11 protein-coding genes are annotated in these 15,439 nt (G+C 74.0%); 4 read left to right on the forward strand and 7 right to left on the reverse strand.

The genetic code is table 11. From position 1 onward, the window contains the following. Positions 1-125 precede the first annotated feature (125 nt). On the forward strand, positions 126-1,619 hold the full coding sequence (locus ACFYYT_RS21125) for a glycosyltransferase family 39 protein (protein WP_351820664.1): 1,494 nt from the start codon (positions 126-128) through the stop codon (positions 1,617-1,619). 63 nt (positions 1,620-1,682) lie between these two features. On the opposite strand, the gene ACFYYT_RS21130 is transcribed toward ACFYYT_RS21125, so the two are convergent. Next, complete coding sequence (locus ACFYYT_RS21130) at positions 1,683-3,062, reverse strand: LCP family protein (protein ID WP_351820701.1); 1,380 nt, start codon at positions 3,060-3,062, stop codon at positions 1,683-1,685. Between the two features lie 298 nt (positions 3,063-3,360). On the opposite strand from ACFYYT_RS21130, the gene ACFYYT_RS21135 reads away from it, so the two are divergent. Beyond that, positions 3,361-4,401: a glycosyltransferase family 2 protein gene (locus ACFYYT_RS21135; protein WP_351820667.1), complete on the forward strand. Its 1,041-nt coding sequence runs from the start codon at positions 3,361-3,363 to the stop codon at positions 4,399-4,401. A 72-nt stretch (positions 4,402-4,473) separates the two neighbouring features. Here the strand turns inward: ACFYYT_RS21135 and ACFYYT_RS21140 are convergent, their stop codons facing one another. From ACFYYT_RS21140 to ACFYYT_RS21155, 4 genes are all read right to left on the reverse strand, one after another. Further along, positions 4,474-6,180, reverse strand: a complete 1,707-nt coding sequence (locus ACFYYT_RS21140; RefSeq protein WP_388608829.1) for an LCP family protein — start codon at positions 6,178-6,180, stop codon at positions 4,474-4,476. Between the two features lie 107 nt (positions 6,181-6,287). Further along, positions 6,288-8,021, reverse strand: coding sequence for an LCP family protein (locus tag ACFYYT_RS21145; protein WP_351820670.1), 1,734 nt, complete (start codon positions 8,019-8,021; stop codon positions 6,288-6,290). A 221-nt stretch (positions 8,022-8,242) separates the two neighbouring features. Then, on the reverse strand, positions 8,243-9,559 hold the full coding sequence (locus ACFYYT_RS21150; RefSeq protein WP_351820673.1) for an LCP family protein: 1,317 nt from the start codon (positions 9,557-9,559) through the stop codon (positions 8,243-8,245). A 146-nt stretch (positions 9,560-9,705) separates the two neighbouring features. Then, a complete protein-coding gene (locus ACFYYT_RS21155; protein WP_351820676.1) occupies positions 9,706-10,455 on the reverse strand; it encodes a TIGR03089 family protein in 750 nt (249 codons plus the stop codon). 140 nt (positions 10,456-10,595) lie between these two features. Between ACFYYT_RS21155 and ACFYYT_RS21160 the strand changes: the two genes are divergently transcribed. Beyond that, positions 10,596-12,008: a peptidoglycan recognition protein gene (locus ACFYYT_RS21160; protein ID WP_351820677.1), complete on the forward strand. Its 1,413-nt coding sequence runs from the start codon at positions 10,596-10,598 to the stop codon at positions 12,006-12,008. Positions 12,009-12,132: 124 nt separating this feature from the next. Further along, positions 12,133-13,128: a DNA-3-methyladenine glycosylase family protein gene (locus tag ACFYYT_RS21165; RefSeq protein WP_388608835.1), complete on the forward strand. Its 996-nt coding sequence runs from the start codon at positions 12,133-12,135 to the stop codon at positions 13,126-13,128. A gap of 17 nt (positions 13,129-13,145) precedes the next feature. Here ACFYYT_RS21165 and ACFYYT_RS21170 read toward each other — a convergent pair whose 3' ends face one another. Together ACFYYT_RS21170 and cofD are read right to left on the reverse strand one after the other, a co-directional pair. Then, on the reverse strand, positions 13,146-14,471 hold the full coding sequence (locus ACFYYT_RS21170; RefSeq protein ID WP_351829971.1) for a coenzyme F420-0:L-glutamate ligase: 1,326 nt from the start codon (positions 14,469-14,471) through the stop codon (positions 13,146-13,148). Continuing rightward, positions 14,468-15,427, reverse strand: coding sequence for a 2-phospho-L-lactate transferase (gene cofD / locus ACFYYT_RS21175; protein WP_351829969.1), 960 nt, complete (start codon positions 15,425-15,427; stop codon positions 14,468-14,470). The genes ACFYYT_RS21170 and cofD overlap by 4 nt, the downstream gene beginning before the upstream one ends. Between the last annotated feature and the right edge of the window lie 12 nt (positions 15,428-15,439).

Genomic DNA, 15,439 nt, shown 5'->3' on the forward strand with positions numbered 1-15,439 from the left:
GCAGCGGGCGGGCGGCGGGCATATCCGGGGCTTACGGGGGCCCCGTAGACTGGTCCGCCGACGTCCGGCTGCTCCGCCCGAGCGACGGTCCGCCCCCCGACCGGCCCTGCCGCGGAGAACCCCTGATGCCGACTGCCACCCAGACCACCGCCGTGCCGGTGCCCGCCCCCGCCCGGCGCGGCGCGCGGCGGCTGCCCGGGCCCGACTGGCTGTGGGCGGCGCTGCTGACCCTCGCCGTCACCGCTTTCCGCGGCGGCACCCCGCAGCTCTGGCGCGACGAGCTCGCCAGCTGGAACGCCGCCTCCCGCGGCACCGGCGAGCTCCTCGCGATGCTGGGCCACGTCGACGCCGTCTCCGGCCTCTACTACCTGCTGCTGCACGGCTGGGTCTCGCTCTTCGGGGACTCCGCCGCGATGCTCCGGCTGCCCTCCGCGCTCGCCATGGCCGGCTCCGCCGCCCTGGTGGTGCTGACCGCCCGGGCCCTGTTCGACCGCCGCACCGCCGTCTTCGCCGGGCTGCTGTTCGCGCTGCTGCCCGTCGTGACCCGGTACGGCACCGAGGCCCGCTCCTACGCCTTCGTGGTGCTCGCGGTGTCGGCGGCGACCTGGCTGCTGCTGCGCGCCCTCGCGCGGCCGCGCCCGGCGCGCTGGGCGGCGTACGCCCTCGCCGTCGCGCTGGCCGGGCTGCTGCACATGGTGGCCCTGCTGTTCCTGCTGCCGCACGTCCTGATCGTGGCGCTGCGCTGGTGGCGGGACCGGCGCGGGCGGACCGCGGTCTCCTTCGCCGTGGCGGCCGCCGCCGGGCTGCTGGCGGTGATCCCGCTGGTGCTGCTGGGACGCCAGCAGGTCGGCCGGCAGATCAGCTGGATCAAGACCCCCCGGATGAGGGACCTCGCCGGCCTCTGGGACAACCTCTTCGCCTCCCCGCTCGTCGCGCTCGGCATCGCCGCGGTGGCCCTGCTGCCCCTGGCCTGGAGCCGGGGCCGGCGCCCCGCCGTGGAACTGCTGCTGCTGGGCGCCGCGCCGATCGCCGCCGTCTACGTGGTCTCGCAGGGCGCCACCTCGTACTTCATCGACCGCTACGTGCTCTTCACGGTCCCCGCCTGGGTGATGCTGGCCGCTGCCGGACTGGCCGCGCTCAAGCCGCGCCCCGCCGGCGCGGCCGCACTGGCCGGGCTGATCCTGCTCGGCGTGCCCGACCAGCGCCACCTGCGCACCGAGCAGGCCAAGGAGACCTCCGACGGCCGGGCGGCCGCGCGGGTCATCGCCCAGGGCTACCGGCCCGGCGACGGCTTCGTCCCCGTCCGCGGCGATGACCGGGTCTACATGGTCGACTACCAGATCGAGTACTACCTGCCGGACGGCGTCCGGCCGCGCGACGTCTTCGCCGCCCGCTCGGCGCGGCAGCAGGACGACCTCTTCCCGCAGGAGTGCCCGCGGGCCGAGCAGTGCCTCGGCGACACCGCCCGGATCTGGCTCGTCACCCGGGCCACCTCCAAGCGCGACCCGTACGACCGCCTCCCCGCCGACCAGACCCGCGCGCTGAAGGCCCACTACCGGATCGCCTCGACCACCGACGTCCGCGGACTGCACGTCTCCCTGCTCGAACGCACCCGCTAGTGCCGCGACGGGGCGAACGTTGCCTGACGCGGCACTAGCCGGGCGGGCCCGGCCGTGGCGCGTTCAGCTCCGGCACACCACCTGGTCGCCGGTGACCACGCCGAACTCGCCCTGGTAGGGATCCTCGGCCCGCACCGGCACGACCTTCTTGAAGTCCGCCCCCGCGATCACCAGCACCGTGCGGCCCTGCCCGGTGACGGCGCGCAGCTCGCTGCCGGGCAGCGCGGTCGACACCGTCCGCGCGGAGCGGTCCCAGCGCGGGTCGTACACGATCACGGTGCGCCGGACCTCGCGGCTCGTGCCGGCCGCCGGGGCCTGGGTGGTGTCGAAGCCGGTGGCGCGCAGGGCCGCGTCGACCCGTCCGCCCAGCCCGTCGATCCGGGTGCCGTTCTCCACCTGGATCCGGATCTGCTTGGGCGGTACGTCGACCGGTACGGCGGCGGGCCCGCGCGGGGCCTGCCCGGGCCGGGCGGGGGCCAGCGGGCGGTCCTGGCGCAGCGCCTCGAAGAGCTTGGCGGCCTTCGGCTCGTCCCACTTCACCGTCGAGCCGATGCCCTTGACCGGGTACGAGGCGTCCCCGACCGGCACCGAGGCGAACTCCGACGAGGAGGGGGTGAAGTCCCGCATGGCCTGTCCCAGCGCCAGCATCTGCTCGGAGCCGAAGTCCTTGTCGGCGCGCACCGACCCGAGGAGGGTGGAGCTGACCTCCTTGAACTTCACCGGGTTCAGCAGGACCCCGCTGCCGGTGGCCTGCTTGATCAGCGCCGCGATGAACCGCTGCTGGCGCTGCATGCGGCCCAGGTCGGAGGCCCCGTCCACATGGCGCGAGCGCACGTACTGCAGGGCCTGGCCGCCGGTCAGCCGGTGGGTGCCGGGCAGCAGGTCGAGGCCGGTGTAGCTGTCGCGCATGGCCTTGGCCGTGCAGATCTCGACCCCGCCCATCGCGTCGACGGTCCTCATGAAGCTGGTGAAGTCGACCTCCAGGTAGTGGTCGATCTTCACGCGGGTCATGTTCTCGACCGTGCGCACGGTCAGGTTCGGGCCGCCCTCGGCGTAGGCGGCGTTCAGCTTCACGGGGTGGGCCTTGTGGGGGGCGCCGCTCACCAGGTCCTGGTGCGCGGGGACCTCGGCGTAGCTGTCGCGGGGCAGGCTGATCACGCTCGCCCGCTCCTTGTCGGCGGACAGGTGCACGAGCATGACCGTGTCGGTGCAGTGGCAGGGCGCCCCGCCGAGCCGGTAGTCGCGCTTCTCCTCCGGGGTGATCTTGTCCCGGCCGTCCGTGCCGACCAGCAGGAAGTTCACCCCGTGCCCGGCCTGGGGGCGGTTCTTCATGTCCTTGAAGGGGTCGACCCGCTCGATGCCGGTGTCCAGGCCCGTCATCACGGCGTGCCCGACGGCCCCGGAGCCCAGCACCACCAGCGAGAGCCCCGCCGCGAGCCGCACGCCCCACCGGGGCCGGTCGTCCCGGCGCCGCCCGGCCCGGCGTCCGCCGCCGCCGCGCGCACGCTGCGGCTGGGGCGGCGGGGAGCCGGGGGCGCGTCGGATGGGACGGTGCGGCTGGGGCACGGGGGACACCTCCGCGGGGGACAGCGGGCAAAACCGGGCGGATTCTGCACATTCGTCACATTCGTCTGAACAGTAGGCCCATACGATCAGCCTCTGTCCGTACCGCTCGTCCGCCGCGCACCCGTTTCCCCCGTACGCGGTAACGTGACACCGATACCCGACCGTGAAGGACCACATGCCCGCCCAGCAGCCCGCAGTCTCGGTGATCATGCCGGTGCTCGACGAGGAACGCCATCTGCGCGAATCCGTCCGGCACATCCTCGCCCAGGAGTACGAAGGCGAGATGGAGGTGGTGATCGCGCTCGGGCCGTCCACGGACCGCACCGACGAGATCGCCGCCGAGCTCGTCCGCGAGACCGCCGCCCACCCCCGGGCGCGCGTCCGCACCGTCCCGAACCCCACCGGCCGCACGCCCGCCGCCCTCAACGCCGCGATCAAGGCCTCCCGCCACCCGGTCGTCGTCCGCGTCGACGGACACGGCATGCTCTCGCCGGACTACATCGCCACCGCCGTCCGTCTCCTGGAGGAGACCGGCGCGCAGAACGTCGGCGGCATCATGCACGCCGAGGGCGAGAACGCCTGGGAGCAGGCCGTCGCCGCCGCGATGACCTCCCGGATCGGCGTCGGCAACGCCGCCTTCCACACCGGCGGCGAGGCCGGCCCGGCCGAGACCGTCTACCTCGGCGTCTTCCGCCGCGAGGCCCTCGAACAGCAGGGCGGGTACAACGAGGAGTTCATCCGCGCCCAGGACTGGGAGCTGAACTTCCGCATCCGCGAGGCCGGCGGGCTGATCTGGTTCTCGCCCGAGCTGAAGGTCCAGTACCGGCCGCGGCCCTCCGTGAAGGCCCTCGCCAAGCAGTACAAGGACTACGGGCGCTGGCGGCACGTCGTGGCCCGCTACCACCCGGGCTCCATCAACCTGCGCTACCTCGCCCCGCCGACCGCCCTCTGCGCGATCGCGGCCGGCCTGATCGCGGGCGCGCTCGTCACTCCCTGGGCCCTCGTGGTCCCGGCCGGCTACCTCGCGGCGATCACCGCCGGATCCGTCCCGGCCGGCCGGGGGCTCCCGCCCAAGGCCCGGGCGCAGATCCCCGTCGCCCTCGCCACCATGCACATGAGCTGGGGCTTCGGCTTCCTCACCAGCCCGCGCTCGCTCGCCGCGAAGGTCATCGCCAGCCGCCGCCCGTCGGTGCGCCGCGACGCCTCCGAGGTCTGAGGCAAAGCGGCGAAGGGGGTGACCCGGTCCTCGCGGACCGGGCCACCCCCTCCGTGCTCCCCGCGCCTGCGGCTACCAGCGGTAGGGCTTGTACACCTCCATGCAGGCCCCGCTGTCCGAGCCGTTGATGGCGTCGGCCGTGTCCGGCAGCGCACCGGCCTCGGGCGGCGTCTGCTGCGGATAGGCGGTGCCCTCGCGCCAGTCGGCGCCCACCACCAGGGTGATCCGCGCGACCTCGGCGGACTGCTGCACCGAGGTCGCCGGGATGCCCAGGGACGCCGCCACGCTCTGCGCCTCGTCCGCCAGGTCCGGCGTCGGGTAGCGCACCACGGTGGTCTTCTCCGGGGTCAGCGCACTGTCCGCGCGGGCCCCCGTGAAGCCCTTGGAGACGAGCGCCTGCGCCACCTCGTTGGCCCGCCGGGGCGCCAGCGGCATGTCGGCCGCCGTGCCGTTGACCACGTGGACGGTGATCCGGTCGGGGGAGGTGACCGGCGCCTTGGAGGCCTCCTGGCTCGGCGCGGCGCCGGGCTGCGGGGTGGCGGCGGGGGCGGAGGCCGGGGCGGAGGCCGGGGCCGAGGGGCTCCGCGTGGCCTGCGGGGCGCCGTTCTTGTCGAAGGCCACGTCCTGGCGGACCATCGTCCACAGCCGGTCCGCGTCACCGGGGTTGACGATCAGCCGGTCCTCGTCCCGCGGGTCCTGCAGCGTCGGCATCGTGGTCATGGTGATGCGGTTGGTCGGTATGTTCTTGAGCTCCATGGCCAGGTTGTAGAGCTTCTTCACCGAGCCGATCTCCTCGGAGACCTCCAGGGCCCTGGTGCCCGCCTCGGCGAGCGCCGTGATCCTGCCGACGTCGGTGAAGGCGTTCTGGCCCTTCAGCTCGCGCATCATCGAGTTCATGTACATGTGCTGGGCCTGCGCCCGGCCCAGGTCACTGCTGAACGCGTGCCGGGTGCGCAGCCACTGGAGGGCCTGCTCGCCCTTGACCTTGGTGGTGCCCGCCGTGAGCTTGAGGCCGGAGCCGCCGTCGGAGGTGGCCAGCGGACGGTCCCAGACGTTGTCCTTGACGCAGACCGGCACGCCGCCTATCGCGTCCGCCATCTGCACGACACCGGAGAAGTCGATCATCATCCAGTGGTCGATGTAGATGTTGGTCAGCTTCTCCCAGGTGGCCAGGGTGCAGCCGGGCCCGCCGCGCGCGAGGGACTCGTTGATCATGATCCGGGCCTTCTTGAACTTCTCCCCGGTCTTGGGGTCCGTGCACTCCGGCACGTCGACCTTGGTGTCGCGCGGGATGCTCACCACGGAGGCGTTCTGCCGGTCGGCCGACACGTGGAGCAGCATCTGCACGTCGGCCAGCGGGGGATTGCCGACGGTGTCGCGGCTGCCGCCGAGCTCCACGTTCTCCGGCTTGTTCCGGCTGTCCGAACCGAGCAGCAGGATGTTCAGCGGGCGCTGGCCCTTGGCGTTGGCGTGGGTCTTCTCCACGCCGCTCTCCCCGCTGAGGCGCTGCCCGCTGCGGATGTTCCCGTCGAGGTGACGGTAGTAGAGGTAGCCGGCCGCGGAGGTTCCCAGGATCAGGAACGCCAGTACGGACGACACCCAGAACAGCACCCGCCGGCGACGCCGCCGCACGGGTGTCCCGCCGCCGCCGGGCCGGGCGGCGCCGCCCGGACCCGACCGCGGTGGGGGCACCGCGCCGGAAGCGCCCGGCCCGCCGCCGGATATGCCACCGGCGGCCTGGTCGGGCGCCCCCTCCCCCCGCACGCTGCTGTGCCTCACGCGTACCCCCCTCAGATTCAACTCTTGGTCGGTGTGGTGCCGGGCCTACCGGCGACCGCCCGCCTCGCGGCGGGCGGTGGGTGAGCGGTCCCGTAACCGCAGCCCCGTCACTTGGCGCAGACCGCCTTGTCCGCTTCGACCCGCTGCACGCCCTCGGGGGCCTGCTGCGGGGCTTCGGGCGCCCCCAGCGGTGCTCCGGGCTCCTTGAAGTCGGAGCCCAGGGTCAGCTTCATCGGGGTCTTCGGCCCGGCGTCCACGGTCCCCACCTTCATGGCCGCGGCGGACAGCCCCATCATGTCCGCCAGGGCCCGGGCCATGTCGCCCTGGTTGGGGGCGAATTCCAGCTGGGTGGTGGTGAGCCGCGCGGAGGCGTTGCCGTGGTTGCTCGCCTTGTAGACGCCCTTGGAGTTCTGCAGCCAGGTCAGCGTGGTGGAGGCCGATCCGGGCGGGCCGCCGCCGTTGTACACGTCCACACGGACGTCCCCGGCGGGCGCGCGGTTGCCCTGGAGCAGCGCGTCCTGCTTGGCGTCGGCCGCCTCCTTCGCCGCGTGCTCCTTCTTCTCCACCTCCGTGAGCGAGACGTCGCCGCGGATCATCTTCAGCAGGGGGTCGGCCTGCGCGGAGTTGATGACGACGGTCGCCTTCCGGTTGGACGGCTCGTTCGGGTTGTCGAGCACCGGGAGCGTCGTGAAGGTGACGTTCTTCAGGTTCATGTCCTTCAGCTCGCCCGCGAGATCGGTGAGTTTGCCGATGGACCCCAGTCCCTGGTCGACGGTGAGCGAGTTGGTGGCCGCCTCCGCGAGCGAGAAGAACTTCTTCGGACTGGTCAGCGTCTCCTTGGACTTCATCTCGCGCATCATCGAACTGAGGAACTGCTGCTGCGTCTTGATCCGGTCGAGGTCGCTCTCGTTGCCGAAGGCGTGCCGGGTCCGTACGAAGGCCAGCGCCTGCTCGCCCTGGAGCCGGTGCTCGCCGGCCTTCAGGTTCAGCTTGGAATCACGGTCGTTGACGTCCTTGGCCAGGCAGACGGGCACACCGCCCACCGCCGTGCTCAGCTCCTTGACCGCGTTGAAGTCGACCATCATGAAGTTGTCGACGTCCAGCCCGGTGAGCTGCTTGACCGTGCGCATCGTGCAGCCCGGGTCGCGCCCCTCCTGGCCCAGGCTGTTGTTGAAGCGGCTGCCCTTGGTGCCGGGGATCTGCTTCACCGAGCCGTTGATCTTCGTGGGGCAGACCGGGATGTCGGTGATCAGGTCGCGCGGGATCGACAGGGCGGTGGCGTTGCTGCGGTCCTTGGAGACGTGGAAGAGGATCGTGGTGTCGGCGTGGCCGACGCTGTCGGCGTCCCCGTACCCCTGGTTGCCCGCGCCGCTGCGCTTGTCGGTGCCGATGACCAGGATGTTGATCGGCTGGTCCTTCTTGAAACTGCCGCCCGCGCCACCGGTGTCGATGACCTTCAGGTTGCCGTTGAGGTGCTGGTAGTAGAGGTACGAGCCCAACCCGCCCCCGACCAGCAGGAATGCGAGGGTGCCGCCGGTGACGGCCAGCCTCTTGCGGCGCCGTGCCGCGGCCCCGCCACCGCCGTCCGTCCTGCGGGGGCGGCCGGAGCGGCGGCCGCCGGGCGGCCCCTCGCCGCGGCGCGGACCGGGAACGGCGGGGGTGGCCGGCGCCGGCGCCGAGGGGGCCGCGGCGGACCTGCGGGTTCTGCGGGGGGCGCTGACGGAATTCTGCTGCGCAGGGGAATGGCCCAGTCGCAGTTCGTAGTTGCCAGTGCGGGGATTGAGCACCCACTGGTCTGCGGGGTCGATCTCTTCCGCCCGCCCACGGCTTTGCGCATCCACGGTTGCTCGAATCCTCCGTCGGTGCCTCACGACGCGCCTCCCCCCAGGCGCGCGGTCAACGATCCGGCTGCTGGTGCATGGTCTCTTGGTTTCCTGTGCACCGGATCGCTCACCCTATCCGCCCAGGTCAGCTGCAAACCATGCCGGTGACAAAATCCACTCCCCCGATAACGGGCAAAGCCCCCATCCCGTGCGGTTGGATCTCCGGCTTGGGGATTGCTTTACCGGCATTCCGTCGTGTCCGCGGTGGTCCCGGTGAAGGTGGGGACGGGTGCGGGGGTGGAGGCGGTTCCGCTTTTCGGCCGCACAGACGTCCGCTCGGCCTCGGCGGACGCTTCGGGGGAGGCGCCGGCGGAGGCTTCGGCCGAAGCCTCGGGGGACGCTTCGGCGGCGGCCCCGGCGGAGGCTTCCGAGGGGTCCCCGGGGGTGGCGGACCCCTCGCGGCCGGCCGCCCCCGAGGGTTCGGGCGTGGGCGGGGTGACCGTCACCGGCCGGTCCAGCCGGAGCCGCTCGAAGAGGCTGCTCGCGTCGGGCTCCACCAGCTCGTCCCGGTTCGGATTCGGCGGGTACGGCCGCCGGGGCACGGTCAGGAACCTGATCTGGTCGGACGGTATGTCCCGTACGCCCCGTACGAGTTCGTACAGTCCGCGCAGCGAGGCCAGCCCGGGGTCCGTGGTCACCGCCGAGGTGGCCGCGTCCAGCAGCGGGTACAGCCGCGCCGGGTTGAGCAGGACGCCGCTGCTCTGCACCTTCGTGACGAGCGAGCCGAGGAACTGCTGCTGGCGCTGCATCCGTTCGGTGTCGCTGCCGTTGCCCAGGCTGTGCCGGGCCCGGACGAAGCCGAGGGCCTGCTCCCCGTGCAGCAGCTGGCGGCCCGCCGGGAGCCGCAGCGCGGCCTCGGTGTCGTTCACCGGCCGGCTCAGGCAGACCTCCACCCCGCCGACCGCGTCGACCATCTTCTTGAACCCGCCGAAGTCCAGCACCATGTGGTGATCGATCCGCACCCCGGTCAGCTTCTCGACCGTACGGATCGTGCAGGCGGCCCCGCCCCACTCGTACGCCCAGTTGAACTGGGCGAACCGCTCCGTGGTGCGCGTGCCGTCCTGGGTGAGACAGCTCGGCACGTCCGTCATCAGGTCCCGGGGTATCGACACCGCCGTGGCGCTCTTCCGGTCCGCCGGCAGGTGCAGCAGGATCGTCGTGTCGGAACGCTGCGTGCCCTTGTCCTGCCCGTAGCCCGCGTTCTCCCGGCCGGCCCGCGAGTCCGACCCGATCAGCAGGATGTTCTGGGCCCCCTCCGCCAGGTGCGCCGGGCGCTCCCGCTCGTAGCGGCGCAGCTCGGCCTCGGCGGAGGTGTCCGCCGTGATGTTCCCGTTCAGCTTCGAGTACAGCCACCAGCCGGTGCCCGACCCCACCAGGACGAACGCGGCGGCTCCCGCCCCGGCCCAGCGCAGCAGCCGGCGCCGGCGTCCGGCCGGAGGCCTTCCGGGGCCTCCGGCCGGGCGGCTGCCGCCCGGTATGCCCGCGCTGTCCGTCACTGGCGTTCCGTCCCCTCACCCGTACCGGCCACCAGCCGTACGGGTGAGTACGGCCTGGGGCCGATCCTGCCCCGGCGGGAGGGGGACGGCCCGGGGGCGGGGCCCTGTAAAGGGCCGTCCGGGTGACAGATCGCGCGGGTTCGCCGTTAGACGCTGTGGGTGACGCGCTCGCTCACGGTCCGCTGCTCCAGCGCGTCCGGCGCGAGCCGGTCCAGGTTGCGGCACAGCACCACGGAGCCCCCGGTCGCCAGCGGCCCGTACAGGCCCGCCGACAGCCCCTCCCAGGTGTCGTAGCCCAGTCCGGACAGCACTCGCGCGCCCTCGCCCCGGCCGTGCCCGGCCGCGTCCGCGCGGGCCCGCTCGACCAGCTCCGCGTACGAGAGCTCCTCGCCGCCGACCACCAGCCCCGGGCCGTCGGCGTCGACGGGGACGAAGGGGGCGAAGCGGTCGCCTTGTCCCGGCACCTCCACGGCGTAGTCCGCGAACCCGGCCGGCGGCTGCGGGAACCGTCCGCCCAGCGGCCGCAGCGCGAGGGCGACCCGCTCGCCGGAGCAGGCGCGGGCCTCCTCCAGGGTGTCGGGCCCGCTCACGACCAGATCGGCCGCGGCCGGGTCGCCGCCCACCTCGGCGACCACGCCGACGGAGGCGCAGGCGAGCAGCCAGACGGCGCTCTGCCAGTGCGCGGGCAGCAGCAGCGCGAGCCGGTCGCCCGGCTCGGCGCCCAGGTCGCCCTGGAGCAGATTGGCGGTCTTGGCCACCCAATTGGCGAAGGTGGCGACGGACAATTCGACGCGCTCGCCCGTGGCGTCGTCGTAGAAGGTGACGAGGGGGCGGCCCGGATCGGCGGCGAGCGCGGATCGCAGCAGGTCGGCAGGGGTGCGGTCAGTGGCGTTCACCCGCCCCAGCGTACGCGGGCCCTTCCCTCGTACGGGGGGCGCCGGCTCGTCCGTCCAGGGGAGGGGCGGCCCCTCGAACGTCGGACGGATCGTCAGTTCTCCGATGGCGCTTCGTGGTGGCAGTGTCCAGCATCGCTTCCATGCGTGGATTCCTTGCTTCCTCGATCGGCGTCGCGACCGCGGCCGCACTGGCCCTGCCGCTCGCGCTCCCCACTCCGGCCCTGGCCACCCCGTCCGTGGGCGCGGCCGCCCCCGTGACCCCCGCGGGGTCCACCCAGTCACTCCCGCTCGCCCCCCTCGGCCCCTCGGGCGGCCGGATCCCCGGCGTCCCCGGCATGAGCGCCGCGCCCGACGTGCCCGAGGCCCGGGGCCTGGCGGCCCGTGACGTGTCCTCCTTCTCGCTGGTCGGAGTGGTCTGGGACGACGCCGCCACCGAGCTCCTGGGCCGGGTCCAGGTCCGCACCCGTGCGCTCGGCACGGGCACCTGGTCGGACTGGCAGGACGTCGAGACCCACAACCGCGAACACGCCGCCGACCCGGACGCGGTGGAACGCGGCACCGGCCGCGTCCGCGGCAGCACCGCCCCCCTGTGGGTCGGCGCCTCCGACGGGGTCGAGGTCCGGGTCCAGGCCGAGACCGGCAGCCCGGACACCCGCACCCCGGCCCGGCTGCCGTCGGGCCTGCGCATCGAACTCGTCGACCCGGGCGCGGCGCGGCCCGTCACGGTCGTCGACGGCAAGAACAACGCGACCCTGCCGGGCGGTGACGACAAGGGCGACTCGGCGGTGAACCTGCCCGACATGAGCATGGAGGCGGCCGAGTCCTCCGAGGCCAACGTCCCGCACGCCCCGCTCGGCGCCCTGGAGATCACCGAGCTCGACAAGGCCGACTCCACCGCCGACGCGATCCTGGCCGCCGAGGGCAACCTCAGCGAGGCCGCCCGCCCGTACATCGGCCCGCGGCCCCGGATCGTCACCCGGCGGGGCTGGGGCGCGGACGAGAGCCTGCGCGAGCCGGGCTTCGGCTACACGAACACCGTCAAGGCGGCCTTCGTCCACCACACCGCCTCCGGCAACAACTACGCCTGCAAGGACGCCCCGGCGGTGCTGCGCAGCCTCTACCGCTACCACGTGGTCAGCGAGGGCTGGCGCGACATCGGCTACAACTTCGCCGTCGACCGCTGCGGGACGGTCTACGAGGGCCGCGCGGGCGGCGTCGCCAAGCCGGTGCTCGGCGCGCACACCATGGGCTTCAACACCGACAGCATGGGCGTCGCGGTGATCGGCTCCTTCTCCGCCACGGCCCCTCCGAAGGCCGCCGTGGACGCGGTGGCCCGCCTCACGGCCTGGAAGCTGGGCCTCTTCGGCGCGGACCCGCGGGCGAAGACCACGCTGACGTCGGGCGGCGGCAACCTGTACAAGAAGGGCACGAACGTCAAGATGAACGTCATCTCGGGGCACCGCGACGGCTTCGCCACGGAATGCCCGGGCCGCATGCTCTACAACCAGCTCCCCCCGACCCGCACCAGCTCGGCCAGACTCCAGGGCCGCTGACCGCCCCACCCGCCCGCCCGCGCCCGAGGCGCCCCCGCCCCGCCCGGCCGGCGCAGGGCGCGGCCCCGCCCGGCCGGCGCCCCGGCGGGCGGGGCCCGGCCGTCGGGCGGGCTACGCTCAAGGGATGGCCGGCCGCTTCGACCCCCTCAGCCGCGCCGCCGTCCGCGGCGGCCGCACCCAGGTGCCCCCGGGCAGCGGCTCCGCGCCCGCCGCCGGGGCCCGCCGCAGCCACCGGCCCCCCGGCGCCCCCGTCGACCTGGGCCTCACCCTCGGCCCGCTGCGCCGGGGCCCCGGCGACCCGACCTTCCGCACCACGCCCGACGGCTCCGTGTGGCGGGCCACCCGCACCCCCGAGGGCCCCGCCACCCTGCGCGTGTCCCGGGCCGCGGACGGCGCGGTCGACGCGGAGGCCTGGGGCCCCGGCGCCGACTGGGTGCTGACCGGGCTGCCCGCCCTGCTCGGCGCCGAGGACGACCCCGACGCCTTCGTCCCCCGCCACCGCCTCCTGCACACCAGCCACCGCCGCCGCCCCGGCCTGCGCCTGACCCGCACCGGCCTGGTCCTCGAATCGCTGGTCCCGGTCGTCCTGGAGCAGAAGGTCACCGCCGACGAGGCCTACCGCTCCTGGCGCCGCCTGGTGCGCCGGTACGGGGAGCCCGCGCCGGGCCCGCAGGACCTGTACGTGATGCCCGACCCCCGCACCTGGGCGCTGATCCCCTCCTGGGGCTGGCACCAGGCCGGGGTGGACATGAAGCGGTCCTCGACGATCATCCGCGCCGCCCGCGTCGCGGCCCGGCTGGAGGAGGCCGCCGCGATGGACCTGCCGCGGGCCGCCGCCCGGCTGGAGGCCGTCCCCGGCATCGGCCCGTGGACCTCCGCCGAGACCCTCCAGCGCAGCAACGGCGCCGCCGACGCGCTCACCACCGGCGACCTCCACCTCCCCGGCATCGTCGGCTACGCCCTCACCGGCGAGCGGGACGCCGACGACGACCGGATGCTGGAGCTGCTCGCCCCCTACGCGGGCCAGCGCCACCGCGCCGCCCGCCTGATCCTCCTCGCGGGCCGCACCCCGCCGCGCCGCGCCCCGCGCATGTACCGCAGCGACATCGCCCGGATCTAGGGGGCGCCCGCCGGCGCCTACCTGACCTCGACGAACTCCCGCGCCGGCCGCGCCGGCCGCTCGCGCGGGGGCTGCGCCGCGTGGCCCACGGCCACCGCGCCCATCGGGTCCCAGTGCTCCGGCAGCGCGAGCACCTTGCGCACCACGTCCCGGCAGAACATCGTCGAGGACACCCACGCCGAGCCGAGCCGCTCCCCGGCCAGCGCGACCAGGAAGTTCTGCACGCCCGCGCCCATCGCGACCACGAACATCTCCCGCTCGGCCGCGTCCCGCCGCTCGTGCCCGTAGTGGTGCGCGCCGTCGGTGACCATGCACGGCACCACCAGGTACGGGGCCTCGCGCAGCACGTCCCCGCGCCGCACCCGCTTCGCGATGGACTCCTCGGACTTGCCGTCGCCGCGCAGGTCCGCGGTCCACGCGTCCCGCATCGCGTCCAGCAGCTCCCGCCGCGCGGCCGCCGACTCCAGCAGCACGAACCGCCACGGCGTCGTGTGGTGGGGCGCCGGGGCCGTCACCGCCGCCGCCACGGCCCGCCGCACCGCGCCCGGGTCAACCGGCTCGGCGGTGAAGGCCCGTACGGTACGCCGCTGCGTGACCGCCTCCCGTACGGCCTCCGAGGTGCCCAGCCGGAACATGTCGTCGGCCGCCGCCCGCACCAGGTCCCGGGCCGAGGACCCCTCGCCGCAGACGTGTGCCAGCCCGCGCACGACCGCCACCGGCAGCCCCGCCGCCTTGCCCTTGACGAGGTCCCCGGCCGCGGCGAGCTCGTCGGCGGTGGCGACGACCGTCGCGCTCAGCGGATTGCCGTGCGCGTCGGCGCCGCCGCGCAGGTCGTCCAGGACCCGCACCCCGGCCGCGCCGATCGCGACGTCGGTCAGGCCGCTGCGCCAGGGCCGGCCGAAGGTGTCGGTGACGATCACGCCGACGTCCACGGACAGCAGCTCCCGCAGGCCCGCCCGGATCCGGGCCGCCGAGGCGTCCGGGTCCTCGGGCAGCAGCAGGACCGTGCCCGGCTCGGTGTTGGACGCGTCGACCCCGGCGGCGGCCATCACCAGGCCCCGCCGGTCCTCCACGATCCGCAGCGGTCCCCGGCGCGCGACCACCCGTACGGTCTCGGCGTCTATGGCCTCCTCGCGGGAGGCGGCCGTGACGATCCGGCCCTCCGCCTTGGAGACGATCTTCGAGGTGACCAGCAGGACGTCCCCGTCCAGCAGTCCGGGCGAGGCCGCGGCGATCAGCGCCGCCAGGTCGTCGCCGGGCCGGACCTCGGGGATCCCGGCGAGGGCGCGCACCTCGTACGAGGGGACCGGGTACGAGGGGACCGGGTACGGGGGGACGGTCACCGGGACGCCTCGGCGAGCTCCAGCGCGGCCCGGGCCATCGCGGCGGTGGCCTCGGTGCCGGTCATCATCAGCGGCACGGCCCGGCAGGTGATGCCGGCGGCCTCGACCTCGGCGACCGCGTCCGCGTCGGCGGTGTCCACGAGCCAGCCGTCGAGCAGCCCGGTCCCGTAGTGCAGGGCGACGGCGGCCGCGGTGGCCTCGACCCCGACGGCGGCCAGCACCTTGTCGGCCATGCCGCGCACGGGTGCGCCCCCGACGATGGGGGAGAGGCCGACGACGGGCGCGTCGGCGGCCGCGACGGCTTCGCGGATGCCGGGCACGGCGAGGATGGTGCCCACCGACACGACGGGGTTCGAGGGCGGGAAGAGGATGACGTCGGCGGCGGCGATGGCCTCCAGGACGCCGGGCGCGGGCTTGGCCTGTTCGGCGCCGACGGGGACGACGGCCTCGGCGTCCACCGCCGCGCGCATCCGCACCCAGTACTCCTGGAAGTGGACGACGCGCCTTTCGCCGGACTCGGGGTCGGTGATCGCGACGTGCGTCTCGACCCGGTCGTCGGACATGGGCAGCAGGCGGACGCCGGGCTTCCAGCGGTCGCAGAGGGCTTCGGTGACGGCGCTGAGCGGGTAGCCCGCGCCGAGCATCTGGGTACGGACGATGTGGGTGGCGAAGTCGCGGTCGCCGAGGCCGAACCAGGTGGGTCCGACGCCGTAGGCCGCGAGTTCCTCCTTGACGGTGAAGGACTCGTCGGTGCGGCCCCAGCCCTGGTCCTCGTTGATGCCACCGCCGAGGGTGTACATCACCGTGTCCAGATCGGGGCAGACCTTCAGCCCGAACAGGTGAATGTCGTCACCGGTATTGCCGATGACCGTGATGTCCGCGTCGGGGACCGCGGACATGAGTCCGCGCAGGAAACGGGCGCCGCCGATACCGCCGGCCAGAACAACAATGCGCATGCCCCGCAGTGT

The sequence above is a fragment of the Streptomyces sp. NPDC002032 genome (genome assembly GCF_042890765.1).
Taxonomy (GTDB): Bacteria; Actinomycetota; Actinomycetes; order Streptomycetales; family Streptomycetaceae; genus Streptomyces.